The sequence below is a fragment of the Pseudomonas sp. GW821-FHT02H09 genome (assembly GCF_059421425.1).
On record NZ_JBWKVA010000004.1, the window covers coordinates 191,740 to 209,135 of the forward strand.

A 17,396-nucleotide genomic window follows, 5' to 3' on the forward strand; every position below is an offset into this window, starting at 1 on the left:
AGAGCGACCTTATGCCCGTACCCATTCATATCCCCGCACGCCCCGGCGAAACCCTGTGCCCGAGCACCATCATCGCCGAAGGCCTGCTGAACCCTCGCGGCGTCTGTGTGCAGGCCGATGGCAGCCTGCTGCTGAGCGAAGCCGGCTCAGGCCTGCCGGACCAGACCTTCAGTGGCCGTATCAGTCGACTGCGACCGGATCCGCACAGACCCGGCGCCTACCTGCCCCGCGAAATACTGGCGCAAGGTTTTCGCTCCATGAACATGCAGGCCCGCATGCTGCGTGATGAAATCATGGGGCTGTCGGACATCGCCTGCGGTGACGGACGCTGCCTGGTCAGCCAGACCGATTACGTCGAGGGCTCCAGACTGCTGGACCTGCAATACACCCCGCCCGAGCCGGTGTTTCACAGCCGTGGCAATCTGAATGCGCTGTGTTACCACCCAACCCGCCGCAGTTGGCTGGCCGTCAAACCCGATACCAATCGGTTGGTGGAGTTCACCAGCGGCCAGGACGAACGCGTGCTGGTCCAGTTGCCTGTACTGGACCAGGGCCAGGAAGCCGTTCCCGTGACCCTGGTGTACGAGCCGGCGACAGACGCGGTGCTGATCAGCCTGTTCTCCGGAGAACTGCAAGGCGACCCGACGCGCAAGGGCATCGACTTTGCCGACAAGGCAGGCCGAGTGATTCGGGTGTCGCCGGCCAGCGGGCAGATCGACATACTGATTCGCGGCCTGCAACTGCCCACCGGACTGGCGTTGTGTCCGAAGGGGAACGTGCTGGTCCTGGAACTCTGCGACCGCTTGCAGCAACCCTTGCCGCCGGACTGGAACGGCGAACCACTCCATGGCGGCTTTAGCCGATTCACCGGTCGACTGCTGAGCTGCAACCTGCAAACAGGTCAAGTCGCCGTGCTCGCCCGCGGCCTGGATACCCCTTCCAACCTGTGCCTGTTGCAGGATGCGGTACTGGTGAGCGAAGGCATGGGATTGACCGGCCGGCCTCTGCCCACGCCAGACAACAACGTCGTCCCGTTGAGCGGCAGATTGCGTCGGGTGCAACTCTGAAAAGCACGTGCCTAGTGGCCTGTGTGGGAGAGAACCTGCTCGCAAAGACGGCGGCACATTCTAGCGCCGGCAAGACTCGCATCGCCGAACTGTGCATTTTGCGCTGCCTGGCCAGGCGCTTCGGCAATGGCTCAACTCAAAAGCTATCGCCATGTCGAGCGCCTCACCCGATTGGCCCACGGCAGAGACAAAAGCAATGTGGGCAGAATTCTTGAAATGCTTCATACCTCGAGAGCAACTAACTTGGGCTGACCGACGATATCAGGCGCAACAGGGGCAAAACTGGAGGCAGATTTATGACCCAACTGCCTGAAAAGCCTAGATAGAGCCTTGGTGAAATGTTCTTTGGCGACCCTGAGAGTCTACTTTGACGACTTTACGCGGCCAGGCAAGCGTCGTCCCATACGCTTCTCCTACAAGGCACTCCAGGCCATTATCATTTTCGGAAAAAACCGTTGTTTTGTTATCACTTTCAAGTGATCGTTAGCGTTTTCGCGCCCCCCTGAATTATCATTTTCGCGTACTATCTCCTTCCGGTTATCATTTTTAAGCTCGCGTTAGGGGTTTCGACAATGAAGGCAGGCTTCAAGGCACTCGCCGATCGCTACGGTATCGCGCTTGCACAACCCCTACGTGTCGAATCGGTGATCGGTACGACACGGATGAGCCGCGAGAGCAACGGACATGTCGAGAACAAGTATCCCGCCAGCTACCAGCCGGTGGACAATTTCGCGGGGCATTTCGAGTTTGGGCTCAAGTACGAAGAAATTCACCTCGAGTTTTTCGCCCGTCTGTTTGCGGCTGTTGGCCCAGAGCCCATCGAAGCCTGGTGCCGGCAAGCGCCCTTTGGGCAATATGCCCGCCGCACCGGATTCCTGTACGAGTGGCTAACCGGACAACATCTGGATGTGCCGGATGTGACCAATGGCGGCTATGTCGATGCCGTTTCGTCGCAGCAGTACCTGACCCGCGTTGAGCCACTACGGATACGGCGCTGGCGCATCAACAATAATCTGCCCGGCGTGCCGGAGTTCTGCCCCCTGGTCCGCCGTACCGATACCGTACAGCAAGCGCTGCAATTTGACCTGGATGCAGCACTGCGCGAGCTGAACCAAACCTTTGGCGCCGACATCCTGATGCGCACGGCCAGTTGGCTGACGCTCAAGGAGTCGCGTGCGAGCTTTCTGATCGAGAAAGAGGCAGACCAGGCCGACAGGATCCAGCGGTTTGCCCACGTGATCGCCAAGTACTGTGGCCATATCAAGGATCCGTTGAGCAACGATAGCCTACACACGTTGCAAGCCGGTATTTTGGGTCATGAGGCCTTCGGACTGGGCCTGCGGTACTCGCCGGTCTTCGTAGGACAGGCGACCATGCGCGAGGATATCGTGCACTACATTGCGCCGCAATTTGAGGTGCTAGCGCAACTGCTCGATGGCCTGAAAGCATTCGAGCTGGCAACACGGGGCGCCGAGCCGCTGGCTCGAGCTGCGGCCATCGCCTTCGCCTTTGTGTATATCCACCCCATGCGGGACGGCAATGGTCGGATCCATCGCTTCCTGATCAACGACACCCTGATCCGCGATAAGGCGGTGCCTGATGGCGTGATCCTGCCGGTGTCGGCCACCATCACGAGCTCGATCGATTTTCGGGCGCGCTACGATCGTACGCTGGAGGTGTTTTCGCGGCCATTCATGCAACGTTACGCAGCGTCCTATCGGTTTGGCGAACTCGTCGTCTACGGGGACGGCACCCCAAGCAACCTGGTCTTCGATGACTACGACGACGCGCAATTCGCATGGCGCTATCCCGATCTGACTGAACACGTCCTGTACACGGCACAGGTCGTGGCGCATACGGTCCGTACCGAGATGGCCGATGAGGCCCGTGTGCTGGTCATTTTCCAGCGCGCCCAGGAGCGGCTCAAAGAGGTGGTAGAAATGCCGGATCAGGACACGAACCGCATCATTCGCTCTCTCAAGGAAAATGGCTGGCAGGTATCTGGCAAATTGAAGAAAGCGTATCCGCAGCTGGACGACGCTCACCGGGCGGAACGTGTTGTGGAAGCCGTGCGCTCCGCATTCGAAGAACAAGAAGTGGGGAGCGGCGAAGAGTGATCTTCAACTTCACATCTCTGTCTTTCACAACGCTTGGTTCCTAGGATCGAAAGCAGATCGAAGGTGACTTGTCCCGATTCCTCCGCGCCTCACCGAAAACTCTGCAGGCGTTCGGCCTACTCCTGGCGTTTGGCGATGTAATTTCGATACCTTTTCGACAACCTCGCTAGACATTCATACACCCCTCAGGGGAGGGGCTGGAGGGCATTATGTGTGCGGATGCGCGCCAACAAACATCAACGACATTTGCCAAGATAGTACAAGCATCTGGCGATGCAGTTGGCCCCGGTTTCCAATGGCCGCTTCAACCCAAAGCGGGCGCATCACCAAGATTTTTCGGCCTGAAACTACCGCTCTAGAGCCCAGTCAAAATGTTCTTTGGCGACCCTGAGAGTCTTTGAAAATTAACCGCCAACCTCTGGCTGGAGACTGCTCGACTATGCCGTGGGTTCGGTGATGACGACACGCTGGCGATTCAACCGCTTTGCCGCGGACAAGACCCAGACAAAGAACACCGGCACCCACAAAACTCCAAGCACGGTCGCCGCCAGCATGCCACCGATGACGCCTGTGCCGATCGCCCGCTGGCTGGCAGCACCCGCACCGGTGGCGATTGCCAGGGGTACCACACCGAGAATAAAGGCCAGAGACGTCATGACGATCGGACGAAAACGCAGACGCGCGGCCTGAGCAGCCGCTTGCGCGAGGCTGGCTCCCTCAGCGTGTAGCGCCTTGGCAAACTCGACGATGAGAATCGCGTTCTTCGCCGCAAGCCCAATGATCGTAATCAACCCCACCTTGAAATAGACGTCATTGGGCATACCCATGACCGTCACCGCGGCCACCGAACCGAGCATGCCGATAGGCACGATCAACAGCACGGCAAAGGGAATGGTCCAGCTCTCATACAGCGCCACCAGTACCAGCAGCACCACAATCAACGACAACCCCACCAGCAGCGGTACCTGATCGCTGGCCTGCTGTTCCTGAAGTGACAGCCCGGCCCATTCGAGGCTGAAACCGGCCGGCAGCTGACGGGCGATTTTCTGCAGTTCTTCCATGGCTTGACCGGTGCTGTAACCCGGCGCGGCATCACCGGAAAAACGTAGCGACGCCGAGCCGTTATAGCGAGCGATCTGCAGTGGCCCGACCTGCCACTCGAAACGGCTGAAGGCGTCCAGTGGCACCAATCGGTTCTGCCGGTTGGGCACTTGCAGGCGCAGCAGCGCTTCAGGCGTCTGGCGGCTGATGCTGTCCGCCTGAACGATTACCCGCTGCATCCGCCCCTGATTGGCAAACTCATTGATTTGTTCCGAGCCCAGCGCCGAGGACAACGCTGAACTGATCACATCAAAACTCACACCGAGGGCTTCGGCCTTCTCACGGTCGATGCTGACATTGATTTGTGGCGCATCAGCCAGGCCATCCTCCATAAGGTAGTCAATCACCGGCGATGCCTTGGCCGCCTCCAGCAATTGGGTTCGAGCGTTCAATAGCGCTTCGTGCCCCTGCCCCGCCAGATCCTGCAACCGTAACTCGAAACCATTTGAGGTGCCGAGGCCTTCCACCGGTGGAGGCACCACGCTGAACAGCGTGCCATCGGCGGCATTTTCAAAGGCCTCATTCGCGCGCCGGGCCACCGCATCGCTGGCCTGCCCGTTTCCACGAACCGACCAGTCCTTGAGGCTGACAAACGACAATGCAGCGTTGGCCCCGACCCCGGAGAAACTGAACCCCATGATCGCCAGCACCTGGTCCGTGGCAGGTTGCTCCAGGGCATAGTGCTCCCACGCTTGCACCGTCACGTCGGTGCGCGAGGCTGAAGCCGCGGGTGGCAGCTGGATATCCGTGATGATGTAGCCCTGATCCTCGGACGGCATGAATGAGGACGGCAATCGGTGATAGGCGAATGCGAGTACCAATAGCAACATCAAGTACAGGCACATGCTGCGGGTGCTGCGCCGGACCCAACTCGAACTGAGCCGTTCGTAACGCTGGGCCAAGGCATCGAAGCGTCGATTGAAGGCATTCGCCCAGCGGTTGGGGCGGGCCTGATGCGTCGGATCGAAGGGTTTGAGCAACGTGGCACACAGGGCCGGCGTCAGGGTCAGTGCGAGGAACCCGGAAAACAGAATCGACACCGACAGCGCCATGGAAAACTGCTGGTAGATCACCCCCACCGAACCGCCCATGAACGCCAACGGCAGGAACACCGCCGCAAGCACCAGAGTAATGCCGACAATCGCCCCACTGATCTGCTGCATCGCCTTGCGGGTCGCGTCTTTGGGCGACAGCCGCTCTTGAGTGATCAAGCGCTCGACGTTTTCCACTACAACGATGGCGTCGTCCACCAGAATACCGATGGCCAGCACCATGCCGAACAGGGTCATCATGTTGATCGAAAAACCCAGCGGGGCCATCACCGCGAGTGTACCCAACAGGCAGACCGGCACCACGATCGCCGGGATCAACGTGTAACGCAGGCTCTGCAAGAACAACAGCATCACCAGGAACACCAGCACCATGGCTTCGACCAACGTGTAGATGACTTGCTTGATCGCCACGTCGACAAAATACGAGGTGTCGTAGGGCACACTCAATGTCATGTTCGCCGGCAAGGTGCTCGACAGTTGCTCGAGCCGCGCCTTGATCGCGGCCGCTGTTTGCAGCGCGTTGGCGCCCGGTGCCAATTGCACCGACATGGCCGCCGCGGGTTTACCGTTGAGGCGAGCGTCGAAGCGGTAGTCCTGACGCCCCAGTTCGACCCGCGCCACATCGTGGATCCTGACGCTGGAGCCGTCGTCATTGGCCCGCAGCACGATGTTGCCGAACGCCTCCACCGATTCGAGCTGCCCCTGCACCATCACAGTGGCGGTAATGTGCTGGTCGGCAGGCCCCGGACGTTCGCCCATGCTGCCGGCAGGCACTTGCACGTTTTGCGCGGCAATGGCTTTGCTCACGTCAGCCATCGACAGGTTGTAACCGACCAGCCGGGTGGGATCGACCCAGATGCGCATGGCGCGCTCGGCGGTGTACATCTGCACCCGCCCGACCCCGGCCACGCGGCGAATCTCGTTGTTGATGCCCCGTGCGGCGTAATCCGCCAACCCGATAGAATCCTGCTGCCCATCGGTGTAAGACAAGGCATAGATCATCAGGAAGTTGGCGCGCACCTGTTCCACTTTCAGGCCTTGCTCGATCACGGCTTGAGGCAGCCGCCCAATCACCCGTTGCAAGCGGTTCTGGACATCGATCTGCGCCATGTCGGGATCGGTTCCCGGCTTGAAGGTGATGGTGGTTTCGGCGCTGCCGTTGGCGCTATTGGACTCGTAGTACAGCAAGTCTTTCAGCCCGTTGAGTTCCTCCTCGATCAGACTGGTGATGTTCTGATTGATGATCTGCGCCGAGGCGCCGGGGTAGCTGGCGCTGACACTGATTTGCGGTGGGGCCACGTCCGGGTATTGGCTGACCGGCAAGGTGCCCAGTGTCAGCGCTCCCACCAGCGCAATGAACAACGCGATGACCCAGGCGAAATTCGGACGATTAATGAAAAAATCGGGCATTGGTAAAATCCTGGCTAACAGCCGTGGAAGAATGCGTCAGACCGTCAGTTTCGGGCCTGCTGCTCAGCCAGGGTAACGACGGTGACCGGCGTGCCGGCACTCAGTTTATCGGCCCGCTCAATGACCACCTGCTCGCCGGCCGACAACCCTTGAGTGATTTGCCAATCGGAGCCAAGCATCGCGCCAGTGCTGATAATGCGCTCGCGCACCACCCCCTCTGCGTCCACCAACATCAAACGGGCCTGACCGTCAGGGCCCCGCTGCACTGCTTTTTGCGGCACAAATAGCGCATGAGGATCGACCCCCGCCGGCGCCACTACACGCACATACATCCCCGGCAGCAGCAGGTTGTCAGGGTTAGGAAACTCGCCGCGCAAGGTGACCTGCCCGGTGCTTCGATCCACGGAGATATCGGAGAACATCAACTTGCCTTGTCGGGTTTGTGCCGGACTGCCGATCTGCACCGTGACCTTGGCCGCGCCTGCGCCGGTGAGGGTCAGGCGACCACTGGCCACGGCTTGCTGCAAGGCCACGACCTGATCGACGGACTGGGTAAAGTCGGCGTAAATCGGGTCCAGTTGCTGAATCCTCGCCATCTGCGTAGCTTCATCCTGGCCGACCAGTGCACCCTCGCTGACCAGGGCACGGCCGATGCGGCCACTGATCGGTGCACGCACCTGACAGTAACCGAGGTTGAGTCTGGCAGTGGCCACATCAGCCTGAGCGGCCAGGCGATTGGCCTGGGCACTCTTGAGATCAGAGACCGCGTCGTCAAATGCCTGCGGGCTGACAGCGTTGACTTCCACCAGCTGTTTGTAACGCTGGACATGAGCATTGGCGCGATAGACATCCGCCTCGGCTTTGGCCAAGTCGCCTTCGACCCGCATCAAGGCGGCCTTGAGCGGCGCCGGGTCGATGCTGAAGAGCAGTTGGCCCGCCTTGACGTCACTGCCCTCCTGAAAATGACGGGTCAACACAACACCGGCAATTCGCGCGCGCACCTCGGCGATGCGCACCGGTTCGATTCGGCCCGGCAGGTCGGAGGTCATGGCAAACGGTCGGGGTTGCACGGTGAGCGTCTTCACCTGAGGCGCTGACGCAGTGTGTTCAGAGGGCTGATCCTGAGCACCGCAGCCGCTTAATCCCAACACCGCCATCAACACCCAAGCGGGTTTCATCGTCGCTAAAGCCTTGCGCATTGTCAGTCCCTGTGCAAAAAAGAGCGGGCTTGCCGGCCCATCTCGGCAAGCCCTGTGCATCGGCAGATCATTAACCCGTACAGCGCTCATTGATCGAGCTCGCTGCCTGGAACAGGATTTGCGCGACGAAATCGATTTCCTGTTCGGTAATGATCAGCGGCGGCAAGAAGCGCACGGTCGCACCGTGGCGTCCGCCCAGCTCGACGATCAAACCGTGCTTCAGACAAGCCTGCTGGAAGGCCTTGGCCCGAACCGCGTCCACTGGCGGATGCCCCTGTACGTCGAGGGCGCCTTGCGGGTCGACGATTTCCATGCCGAGCATCAAGCCGCGACCACGTACATCGCCAACCCAGGCGAACTCGCTTTGCAGCATCCGCAACTGCTTGCGCAGATGCGCGCCCGCGGTTTCGGCGTGTGCCACCAAGCCTTCATCGCGGATGAAGCGCAAGGTCGCGGTACCGGCGGCCATTGCCAGTTGGTTGCCACGGAACGTACCTGCGTGGGCACCCGGCTGCCAGACATCCAGCGAATCGTTGTAGACCATGACCGACAGCGGCAGACCGCCACCGATGGCTTTGGACAAGGTGATGACGTCAGGTGTGATACCGGACTGCTCGAAGCCGAACATCCGGCCGCTGCGGGCGATGCCGCACTGAATCTCGTCGACGATCAGCGGAATGCCGTGAGCCTGGGTCAACCGGCGAAGCTCCTGAAGCCAGCGGTCCGGCGCGGCAATCACCCCGCCCTCGCCCTGGATCGGTTCCAGAATCATTGCCGCCGGTGCAGTAACACCGCTTTCCGGGTCGCTGAGCAAATGCTCGAGGTAACGCACGTTCAAGGTTACGCCCTGATCGCCGGCCACACCGAATGGGCAACGGTAATCGTGGGGGAAAGGCAAGCGTTGCACGCCTGGCATCAGCGCGCCGAGGGCATTCTTCGGCGACAGGTTGCCGCTGATGGCCAGCGTCCCCAGGGTCATGCCGTGGTAAGCCCCTTCAAACGCCAGGATCGAGTGCCGCCCCGTGGCGGTGCGGGTCAGTTTGAGCGCCGCTTCAACCGCATCGGCCCCGCTTGGGCCGCAAAACTGGATGCGCGCATTGCGAGCGAATTCTGTGGGCAGACAGCCAAAAATTTCTTGTACGAATGCATCCTTCACCGGCGTCATGAGGTCCAGGGTGTGCATCGGTACACCAGCGGCCATGACCTGGGTGATGGCTTCGATAATCACCGGGTGGTTGTGGCCCAGCGCCAGGGTGCCGGCACCGGCCAGGCAATCGACGAACACTTGTCCACGACTGTCCTGCACGTAAATGCCATGGGCTCGTTCGAGCACCAGTGGAATGCGCCGAGGGTAACTGCGGGCGTTGGATTCCTGCTGTTGCTGGCGTTCGAGCAGCGGTGTCGGATCCAGGCAGTAAGGACTCGACAAACCGGTATGCAACAGATGTAGCTGTTGCGCGCCACCCGCCGTGACATTCGAAAAAGCATTCATGATTTCCTCCATGGAGGCTGGGTTTGGAAGGGAACGGGGCTGCCTGAAAACGAGCGTCGCAGGCAGCGACAACCTTGAAACCGAACGCGGGAAGACAGCCTCCCCGCGCCCATGGGTTTACATGTCGTAACGCAGAACCACACCCACCGTGCGCGGTGCGCCGACGTCGATGATGTCACCGCTGCGGTTGTTGGTGACGTATTCCTTGTTGAAGGCGTTTTTCATGAACCCGGACACTGCAACATTCTGGGTGACTTTGTACTCGGTGTTGAAGTTGGCCAGCCAGTAGTTGTCGCTCTTGCGCACACCGGTGACCTTGCCGCTCGAATCAAACTCGTATTCCGACGGGGTGGTGCTCTGGTAGGTGACGTCGGTGGCGAATGTCAGGCGGTCGTCGAAGCGATAGACGCCGCCCACCGACATCTTGTATTTGGGCGAAAAAAGGAACGATTGGCCGCTCCTGTCCTTGCCGTCATCCGCGACGAAGTCCTTGTACTTGCCATCGGTGACGGCGCCACCGACGGTCAGTGTCAGCTGTTCGGTGATGTCTTTTTCAACGAAGACTTCCAGGCCCTTGATGTCACTGCGACCGGCGTTGAAGATGTGAACGAACTGAGTGTCCGGGTCCAGCACACTGACCTGCTGATTTTTCCAGTCGGTGTAGTACAGGTTGGCGCGGGTACGCAGGGTCTTGTCGAAGAACGAGCCGCGGTAGGACAGCTCGTAGTTGGTGGTGTATTCCGGATCGTAGGCCGCGTGACCGCCACCGGCGCGTACGTTGACGCCACCGCCGCGATAGCCTTTCTGCACCATGAAGCCGACGAACTGATCCGTGGCCAGTTCATAGTTGATGCCGACTTTCGGCAGCGCGGCGTTGAACGACTTGCTGACTTTGCCGGCGCTGGAGAAGTCATCCTGGTCGATGTCGGTGTCGTTCTGCTCGTGGTCGAAGCGCAGGCCGGTGATCAGGGTCCAGCGCGGGGCGAACGTCCAGTTGATCTCACCGAACAACGCCTGGTTTTCAATGCGCGTGTCACCCTTGGTGGCGCCGGCCAGTTCGTTGTCGAACAACAACTTGTCGTGGAAGTTGTTGGTGGTGTGGCCGTAGTAGGCACCGACGAAACTGCGAACAGTGTCGGACTGGTAACCCAGGCGCAGCTCCTGACTAAACATGTCACCGTTCTGCTTGCGCAGAATGACGTCATTGACCTCGGCGGTCTGGTCGAAGTCCAGCCGGGCGCTATAGTCGGAGCGCGTGTTGGCGGTCAGGCTGGTCAGCGTCCAGGCATCGTTCAGGCGGTAATCGATCTTCGCGCTGAGGGTGTCCTGCTTGACGTTATCGAACGCCTGCGTATTGGAGGACAGCTCGTAATAACGGACCCGGTTGTTGACCCGCATCACCGAGTTGTCGCCCTGGCGGTTTTCGCTGTGGGCATAGGTCAACAGTACATCGACATCGTCGTTGGGCAGAATCAGCAACTTGCCGCGAGCGTTGCTGGTGCGTCGCGGGTTCGCGTCGTCATTCAGCGTGACGTTACGGATATAGCCGTCGCCGTCCTGATAATCCACGGCAATGCGCCCGGCAATCTTGTCGTCGACGATCGAACCGCCACCGGCTACGGCCGCTCCGCGCTCACCATAGTTCCCCACATTGGTCTGCGCCGAGAAGGTCGGCTGGAAGGTTGGATTTTTGGTCTGGATGACCACCGCACCGGCCAGGGAGTTACGGCCTTGCGTCGAGGATTGCGGACCGAGAAACACTTCGACCTGCTCCGCATCCCAGAGCGGGATCGGGCTGAGGGTCAACGCGCGGTTCGGCTGCTGGGCGCCGTCGATGAACACCGATACCGCACCGTTGAGCGTGGCCGGGCCCTGGTCGTCGAAACCGGACACCGGCACACCGCGAATACCCCAGTTTTCGTTACCGGCCTGGTTGTACACACCCGGCGTACGGGCAAACACATCCACCAGATCCTTGTCAGCATGTTCACGCAGCTGTTCGCCAGTAACTACCACGACGCTGGACTGGGTTTGCTCAAGGGTGCGGTTGATTTTTTCACCCGTCACCGTGATCGGAGCGATCTCCATTGTGTTCGACTGTTCAGTCGCCCATGCGCTGCTAGCCAGGCACACCGCCGACCCTACAGCCAACGCAATTGTATTCTTTTTGAAATTCACGCCCCGCTCCCATGCAACAGATATTTGTGTTTTTTTCTTACGTCAAGAACGCTGTTTTTCTACAGACGGCGGCAGTCTAGATCAAAAAAAAACTTAAAGGAATAGTATTGATAATCTATCTCATTTGTATTTAATATGCCGCCGCATATCAGAACGAATACATTTCAGTCGGACTTTGTCCTGGCAACCTTGCCCCGATTTTCAGGTTTGCCAACGTCATTCCGCCTGACCGAGAAAGATAAAAAGGATGCGTAAGGATGACTTCAATCGAACACCTGAGCGGGCGTTCCGAACCCTTATCCAATGCTCCAATGGATGGCCGCGAGCCAACGTTGCCCGTGCTGGTACTGGCGAAACCGGGACAGTCGATTCATGACCTCGACGCGTCGATCCGCGACACGTTGCCCCATATCCTGACCACCGTTGGCGGGGTACTGTTTCGAGGCTTCACCGTCGCCACGCCCATCGATTTCAAGCGCTTTGCCGCCAGTTTCGGCGCACCGCTGGCCAGTTACGAATTTGGTTCTACGCCGCGCAGTAAAGTCTTCGCCGGGGTCTATAGCTCTACCGAATACCCGGCCCATCAATTCATTCCCTTGCACAACGAGCAGGCCTACACCCGGCCGTGGCCTTCGCGAATCTGGTTCCACTGCATCAAGGCCAGCGAAACCGGTGGCGAAACGCCGATTGCCGACAGTCGCCTGATCTACCAGCGCATGCCCGCCGAGATCCGCGAACTGTTCGCCCGTCGCGAGTTGCTCTATGTACGCAACTACAGCGGCGCGCTGGATCTGCCGTGGCAGAAAGTGTTCAACACCGAAGACCGTGCCCAGGTCGAGCGCTATTGCCGGGACAACGACATCGAGTGGGAATGGAAAGCCGACGGCGACCTGCGTACACGCCAGCGTTGCGCGGCCGTGCTGCAGCATCCCGATTCGGGTGAATGGGTCTGGTTCAATCAGGCGCACCTGTTTCACGTGTCGGCCATCGAGCCGGGCGTGCGCGCCAGCCTGCTGGCCGCGGTGGGTGAAGAGAACCTGCCCCGCCACGTTTACTTCGGCGACGGCTCGGCCATTCCCGACGTGGTGCTCGATTCCGTGCGCGAGGTCTATCGCCAGACCGCCATCAGTTTCCCCTGGCAGCCCGGCGACATCCTGATGCTCGACAATCGACTGGTCGCACACGGCCGCAATCCTTACACCGGTGACCGCAAAGTCATCGTTGCCATGGCGTGAATCCCACCATGTTCTCATTCAATCACTGGATCGAAGTGCTGGAGGCCAACGCCCTGCACTTCCCGCAGCGTGCTGCCCTGCACTTCTTGCCGGACGGCGTCGAGATCGGCGAAACCCTGACCTTTGCCCAACTGTACGAGCAGTCCCGATCCCTCGCGGCCGCCCTGCAATCGCGTTACGCAGCGGGCGATCGCGTGTTGTTGATGCTGCCCAGCAGCCTCGACTACGCACGCGCGTTTTGCGCCTGCTTATATGCCGGCCTGATTGCTGTGCCGTTGTTCCCGCCGCCGTCGCGCAAGCCCCGGCACCTCGACCGCGTGCGCAAGGTGGTGGTGGATGCCGAACCGGCACTGATCCTCGCACCGGCGGATCATTGCCAGGCATTGCTGGAACTGGTGGAAAACCAAATCGACGTGTTGACGGTCCAGAACCTGGGCATGCCGCCATCCAGTGACTGGCAACGCCCGAATGTCGACGGTGCGACCGTTGCCTTCCTGCAATACACCTCAGGCTCCACCGGCACGCCAAAAGGCGTTGAAGTACGCCAGCGCAACCTGATCGCCAACGTCGAACTGATGCGTCAGGCTTACGGTTTCGATGAACATGGCGGCATGGTCAACTGGTTGCCGCTGTACCACGACATGGGTTTGATCGGTGGCATGCTGGCCCCGCTTTATAGCGGTATGCCCTGCTACCTGATGGCTTCGCAGACCTTCGTCAACGCGCCGTCTACCTGGCTTCAGGCGTTGAGCCGCTACCGCGCCAGCGCCAGTTTTGCCCCCAATTTCGCCTTTGCCCTGTGCAACCGGGTGGTCAGCGACAACCTGATCGCGCAGCTCGACCTAAGTGCCTGGCAACACGCAATCAACGGCGCCGAACCGATCCACCCCGGCACCCTCGAAGCCTTCGCCCAGCGCTTTGCCGCTTGCGGTCTCAATCCTCTGGCGATCAGTCCGGGTTATGGCCAGGCCGAAGCGACGTTGTGCGTCAGCGCCACGCCGGCCGACGCGCTGCCGGTGGTGTTGCGTCTGGACAAGGCCGTACTGGAAACCGGTCGTGTTGCCCTCGCGGCAACCGATGCCGCCGCCGTGGAATTCGTCGCCTGCGGTTATCCGCAGGCCTTGCACAGCATCGCCATCGCCGATCCGCAGAGCCATGAACGCTGCGCTGCCGATCGCATCGGCGAAATCTGGCTGAGCGGCCCGAGCAACGCCGAAGCCTATTGGAAAAACCCCGAAGCCAGCCGCGAAGCCTTTGAGGCGCGCATTGTCGGCGAACCCGGCAATTATCTGCGTTCCGGCGACCTGGGTTTCATGCACGAAGGTCAGGTGGTGATCTGCGGGCGTCTGAAGGATCTGCTGATTCTCAACGGGCGCAACCTGTACCCCCACGACATTGAATTCGCCATTACCGATTCCGAGCCGGGCATTCGCACCGGGCGCATCGCCGCGTTTTCGGAAATGGACCCGCTGCTGGGTCGCGAGAAATTGGTGATCGTCGCCGAGCCACAACGCAAGTTCGTCGACCCGGCGCATCACCCGGTGCTGTTTGCGTCAATGCAAAACGCCGTGCGCGAAGCCGCCGACTGCGGCATCGATCAGATTGTGCTGGTGCAAGCTGGCACCATCCCTATGACCACCAGCGGCAAGATCGCCCGTCAGGGTGCACGCAAACAACTGGCTGCGGGTACTTTGAGCATCATCGCCCAGAGCGGCGGGCAGATCGCCCCGAACAGCGAAACCATTGACCTCATTCAACTGAAGCAGTTGGTGGGCAATACGCCGCAACTCGCGCAAACCGCTTGCCGCCAATGGCTTGAACAAACCCTGCGCGAGGTCAATCCGTATCTCGTGGCAGACTTCGAACTCAGCTTGATCGGCTTGGGTCTGGATTCCATCAGCGTCGCCGACTTCGCCGCTCGCCTGCACAAGGATCTGGGCTGGAAGCTCGACACCCAAAGCCTGTTCGGCGAACAAACCCTGGCGCAATGGGCGCTGGCCTTGCAGGGTTTCCTGAGCGAGCCATCGCCGATGGCTAACGCCTCGACCGCACGTACGAACGTCAGCCAAAGTCGTCAATCATTCGCGCAAAGTCGCCTGTGGTTTTTGCGCCAACTGAATCCGGACGACACCCGGCACAATCTGGTGTTGCACCTGAGCCTGCAAGGTCCGCTGGATATCGAAACCCTGGCGCTGCGGCTGAACACGCTGGTCAGCCGTCACAGTGTATTGCGCACGGTGTATCGCGACGGGGTCAATGGCCCGCAGCAACAGGTGCTGCCGGCCACCGCCGTGCCACTGACCTGGCACGACTTGCGTGACCAGAGCGAGCCGCAGCAACAGCAAGCACTCCAACACTGCCTGGCCAACGAACACGCCACGCCAGTCGAACTGGAAACCGGACCGCTGCTGCGCGCTCAACTGCTCAGCCGAAACGACGAGCGGCACAACCTGCTGCTGACCCTGCACCACATCGCATTCGACGGGCGCTCGGCGCAAGTATTGCTGGCAGAACTGGCCGGCGTCACCGACGCCGAACTGCCGGTGCAATATCTGGATTTCGCCCACTGGGAAACCGAGCATTGGAGCGCTCAACGGATTGCTGCGCAGCAAGACTTCTGGCGTGAGCATCTGGCAAACGTGCCGCAAACCCTCGATCTAGGTGGCAGTGGCCAGACCCATGGCGAGCACAGCCTGAACTTCAGCGTGCCTCAAGCGACCTGCGAACACCTTGCAACCCTGGCCCGCGAGCAAGGCATGACCCTGTTCATGCTGTTGCTGGCCAGCTATCAGCTGGTGCTCAAGCAACTGGGTGGCCAGGAGCAGTTTCTGCTGGGCACCGACGTCAGCGGCCGTCCGTTGGCGGAACACAACGACGTCATCGGTTTCTTCGTCAACCAACTGATCCTGCGCTGCGACCTGCATGGCAAACCGACCCTGGCCGGTTTCCTTGAGCGGGTTCGCGACCAGGCACGACTGGCCTACGCCCATCAGGGTCTGCCTTTCGATCTGGTGGTGTCGGCACTGGCGCCGGAGCGTCGTGCCGGTCACTCGCCGCTGTTCCAGGTCAAGCTCAACTATCAACCGTCACGGGTAACCCCGACCGATATCGCCGGTGCGCACATGACGGCGCTGGACGTGGCGCAGGCGCCGGGGGATTTCCACCTGGTGCTCGATCTGGTGCACGGTGCCGAAGGCATCGATGCGACCCTCAAGTATCGCGGCGACTGCTTCGATCAGGATCGCGCCTTGCGCCTGCAACACCTGTGGACGCGCCTGTTGGGCGAAACCCGGAACCTGTTGGACGAATCGCTGCCGGCACTGGCCGAACGCCTCGGCGCATGGGATCAGGTTTTCCAGCGCGAACGCCAACAGTCCCAAGCCCTGGCCGGTCGCAGCCAGCTGATGCAAACCAAACGTCGCTCATTGACCCTTTAACCGAGTTGGATGCCTTTATGTCTATCGTGCCCCCATCGTCTCGCGCCCTCGGCGCTGTGCGCCGCAAAGCCATGAACGTCTCGGAACAGCAACTGGTCAGCGAGCGCCTGCTCAGCCCGGACCACGCCTTGCCGCTGGTGATTGAGCCGGCGGTCAGCGGCGTCGATCTGGTCGCCTGGGCGACCCGTGAACGTGAAAGCATTGAGAAGAAACTGCTGCAATACGGCGCCCTGCTGTTTCGCGGGTTCTCGGTGTTGTCCGTGGAGCAATTCGATCAGGTGATCGCCGCCCTCTCCCCCGGTGCGCTGGAATACATGTTCCGCGCCTCGCCGCGCACCCGGGTCGGCGGCAACATTTATACCTCGACCGACTACCCGGCCGACCAGATGATTTTTCCGCACAACGAACATTCCTATTCGCCACGCTTTCCGCTGCGTTTGTTCTTTTACTGCCATATCCCGTCCGAGACCGGTGGCGAAACCCCGATCGGCTCGACCCGTGCGGTGAAGGCAAAGATCAGCCCCGACATCGAAGCGCGGTTCCGTGAAAAAGGCGTGCTGTATGTGCGCAACTATGGCGACGGTTTCGGCCTGCCGTGGCAGACCGTGTTCCAGTCCGAAGACCGCAGTGAAGTGGAAGCCTACTGCGCCAGCGTCGGCATCGAAGTGGAATGGAAAGAAAACAACCGCTTGCGTACACGCCAGCGCGGGCCGGCGGTGGTGCGTCACCCGCGTACCGGCGAAGAAGTCTGGTTCAACCACGCGACCTTCTTCCATATCAGCACCCTGCCCCCGGCGATCCGCGATTCGCTGCAAAGCAACTTCAACGACCTCGACCTGCCCACCAACACTTTTTATGGCGATGGCGAACCGATTGAACCGCAGGTGCTGGAGTCGCTGCGAGCGGCCTACCTCGACTCGCTGGTGCGCTTCAGCTGGCAACAGGGCGACGTGTTGTTCATCGACAACATGCTCGCGGTGCACGGTCGCGAACCTTTCACCGGCAAGCGCGCAATCATGACCGGCATGGCCGAGGCCCTGCTGCAGAGTGACGTCGCCGTCTGACTTTCAACGGGTACACCAGTTGCTCGCCAGAGGTTGCCTGACAT

9 protein-coding genes are annotated in these 17,396 nt (G+C 60.4%); 5 read left to right on the plus strand and 4 right to left on the minus strand.

Translation table 11 applies throughout. The features are described from left to right. The first annotated feature begins 11 nt into the window (after positions 1-11). Together AC07VR_RS07225 and AC07VR_RS07230 are read left to right on the plus strand one after the other, a co-directional pair. Positions 12-1,067, plus strand: a complete 1,056-nt coding sequence (locus AC07VR_RS07225; RefSeq protein ID WP_495010848.1) for a hypothetical protein — start codon at positions 12-14, stop codon at positions 1,065-1,067. 572 nt (positions 1,068-1,639) lie between these two features. Next, on the plus strand, positions 1,640-3,184 hold the full coding sequence (locus tag AC07VR_RS07230) for a Fic family protein (RefSeq protein ID WP_495010849.1): 1,545 nt from the start codon (positions 1,640-1,642) through the stop codon (positions 3,182-3,184). A gap of 437 nt (positions 3,185-3,621) precedes the next feature. Here AC07VR_RS07230 and AC07VR_RS07235 read toward each other — a convergent pair whose 3' ends face one another. From AC07VR_RS07235 to AC07VR_RS07250, 4 genes are all read right to left on the minus strand, one after another. Then, complete coding sequence (locus tag AC07VR_RS07235) at positions 3,622-6,747, minus strand: multidrug efflux RND transporter permease subunit (RefSeq protein WP_495010850.1); 3,126 nt, start codon at positions 6,745-6,747, stop codon at positions 3,622-3,624. 44 nt (positions 6,748-6,791) lie between these two features. Beyond that, positions 6,792-7,946, minus strand: coding sequence for an efflux RND transporter periplasmic adaptor subunit (locus AC07VR_RS07240; RefSeq protein ID WP_495010851.1), 1,155 nt, complete (start codon positions 7,944-7,946; stop codon positions 6,792-6,794). A 70-nt stretch (positions 7,947-8,016) separates the two neighbouring features. Next, positions 8,017-9,438: a diaminobutyrate--2-oxoglutarate transaminase gene (locus AC07VR_RS07245; RefSeq protein ID WP_495010852.1), complete on the minus strand. Its 1,422-nt coding sequence runs from the start codon at positions 9,436-9,438 to the stop codon at positions 8,017-8,019. Positions 9,439-9,555: 117 nt separating this feature from the next. Then, positions 9,556-11,616, minus strand: coding sequence for a TonB-dependent receptor (locus AC07VR_RS07250; RefSeq protein ID WP_494994870.1), 2,061 nt, complete (start codon positions 11,614-11,616; stop codon positions 9,556-9,558). 257 nt (positions 11,617-11,873) lie between these two features. Between AC07VR_RS07250 and AC07VR_RS07255 the strand changes: the two genes are divergently transcribed. Genes AC07VR_RS07255 through AC07VR_RS07265 form a run of 3 tightly spaced genes read left to right on the plus strand, consistent with a single transcriptional unit; the run spans position 11,874 to position 17,352 of the window. Next, a complete protein-coding gene (locus AC07VR_RS07255) occupies positions 11,874-12,851 on the plus strand; it encodes a TauD/TfdA family dioxygenase (protein ID WP_495010853.1) in 978 nt (325 codons plus the stop codon). 8 nt (positions 12,852-12,859) lie between these two features. Continuing rightward, positions 12,860-16,288 (plus strand): condensation domain-containing protein, encoded by a 3,429-nt coding sequence (locus AC07VR_RS07260; protein ID WP_495010854.1) that lies wholly within the window; start codon positions 12,860-12,862, stop codon positions 16,286-16,288. A 17-nt stretch (positions 16,289-16,305) separates the two neighbouring features. Then, a complete protein-coding gene (locus AC07VR_RS07265; RefSeq protein WP_494994867.1) occupies positions 16,306-17,352 on the plus strand; it encodes a TauD/TfdA family dioxygenase in 1,047 nt (348 codons plus the stop codon). Positions 17,353-17,396: the final 44 nt, after the last annotated feature.

Bases quoted from the DNA above. Each gene is read 5' to 3' on its own strand.
- AC07VR_RS07225 (WP_495010848.1), top strand. From the start codon at position 12: ATGCCCGTACCCATTCATATCCCCGCACGCCCCGGCGAAACCCTGTGC.
- AC07VR_RS07265 (WP_494994867.1), top strand. From the start codon at position 16,306: ATGTCTATCGTGCCCCCATCGTCTCGCGCCCTCGGCGCTGTGCGCCGC.
- AC07VR_RS07235 (WP_495010850.1), bottom strand. From the start codon at position 6,747: ATGCCCGATTTTTTCATTAATCGTCCGAATTTCGCCTGGGTCATCGCG.
- AC07VR_RS07260 (WP_495010854.1), top strand. From the start codon at position 12,860: ATGTTCTCATTCAATCACTGGATCGAAGTGCTGGAGGCCAACGCCCTG.
- AC07VR_RS07230 (WP_495010849.1), top strand. From the start codon at position 1,640: ATGAAGGCAGGCTTCAAGGCACTCGCCGATCGCTACGGTATCGCGCTT.
- AC07VR_RS07240 (WP_495010851.1), bottom strand. From the start codon at position 7,946: ATGCGCAAGGCTTTAGCGACGATGAAACCCGCTTGGGTGTTGATGGCG.
- AC07VR_RS07255 (WP_495010853.1), top strand. From the start codon at position 11,874: ATGACTTCAATCGAACACCTGAGCGGGCGTTCCGAACCCTTATCCAAT.
- AC07VR_RS07245 (WP_495010852.1), bottom strand. From the start codon at position 9,438: ATGAATGCTTTTTCGAATGTCACGGCGGGTGGCGCGCAACAGCTACAT.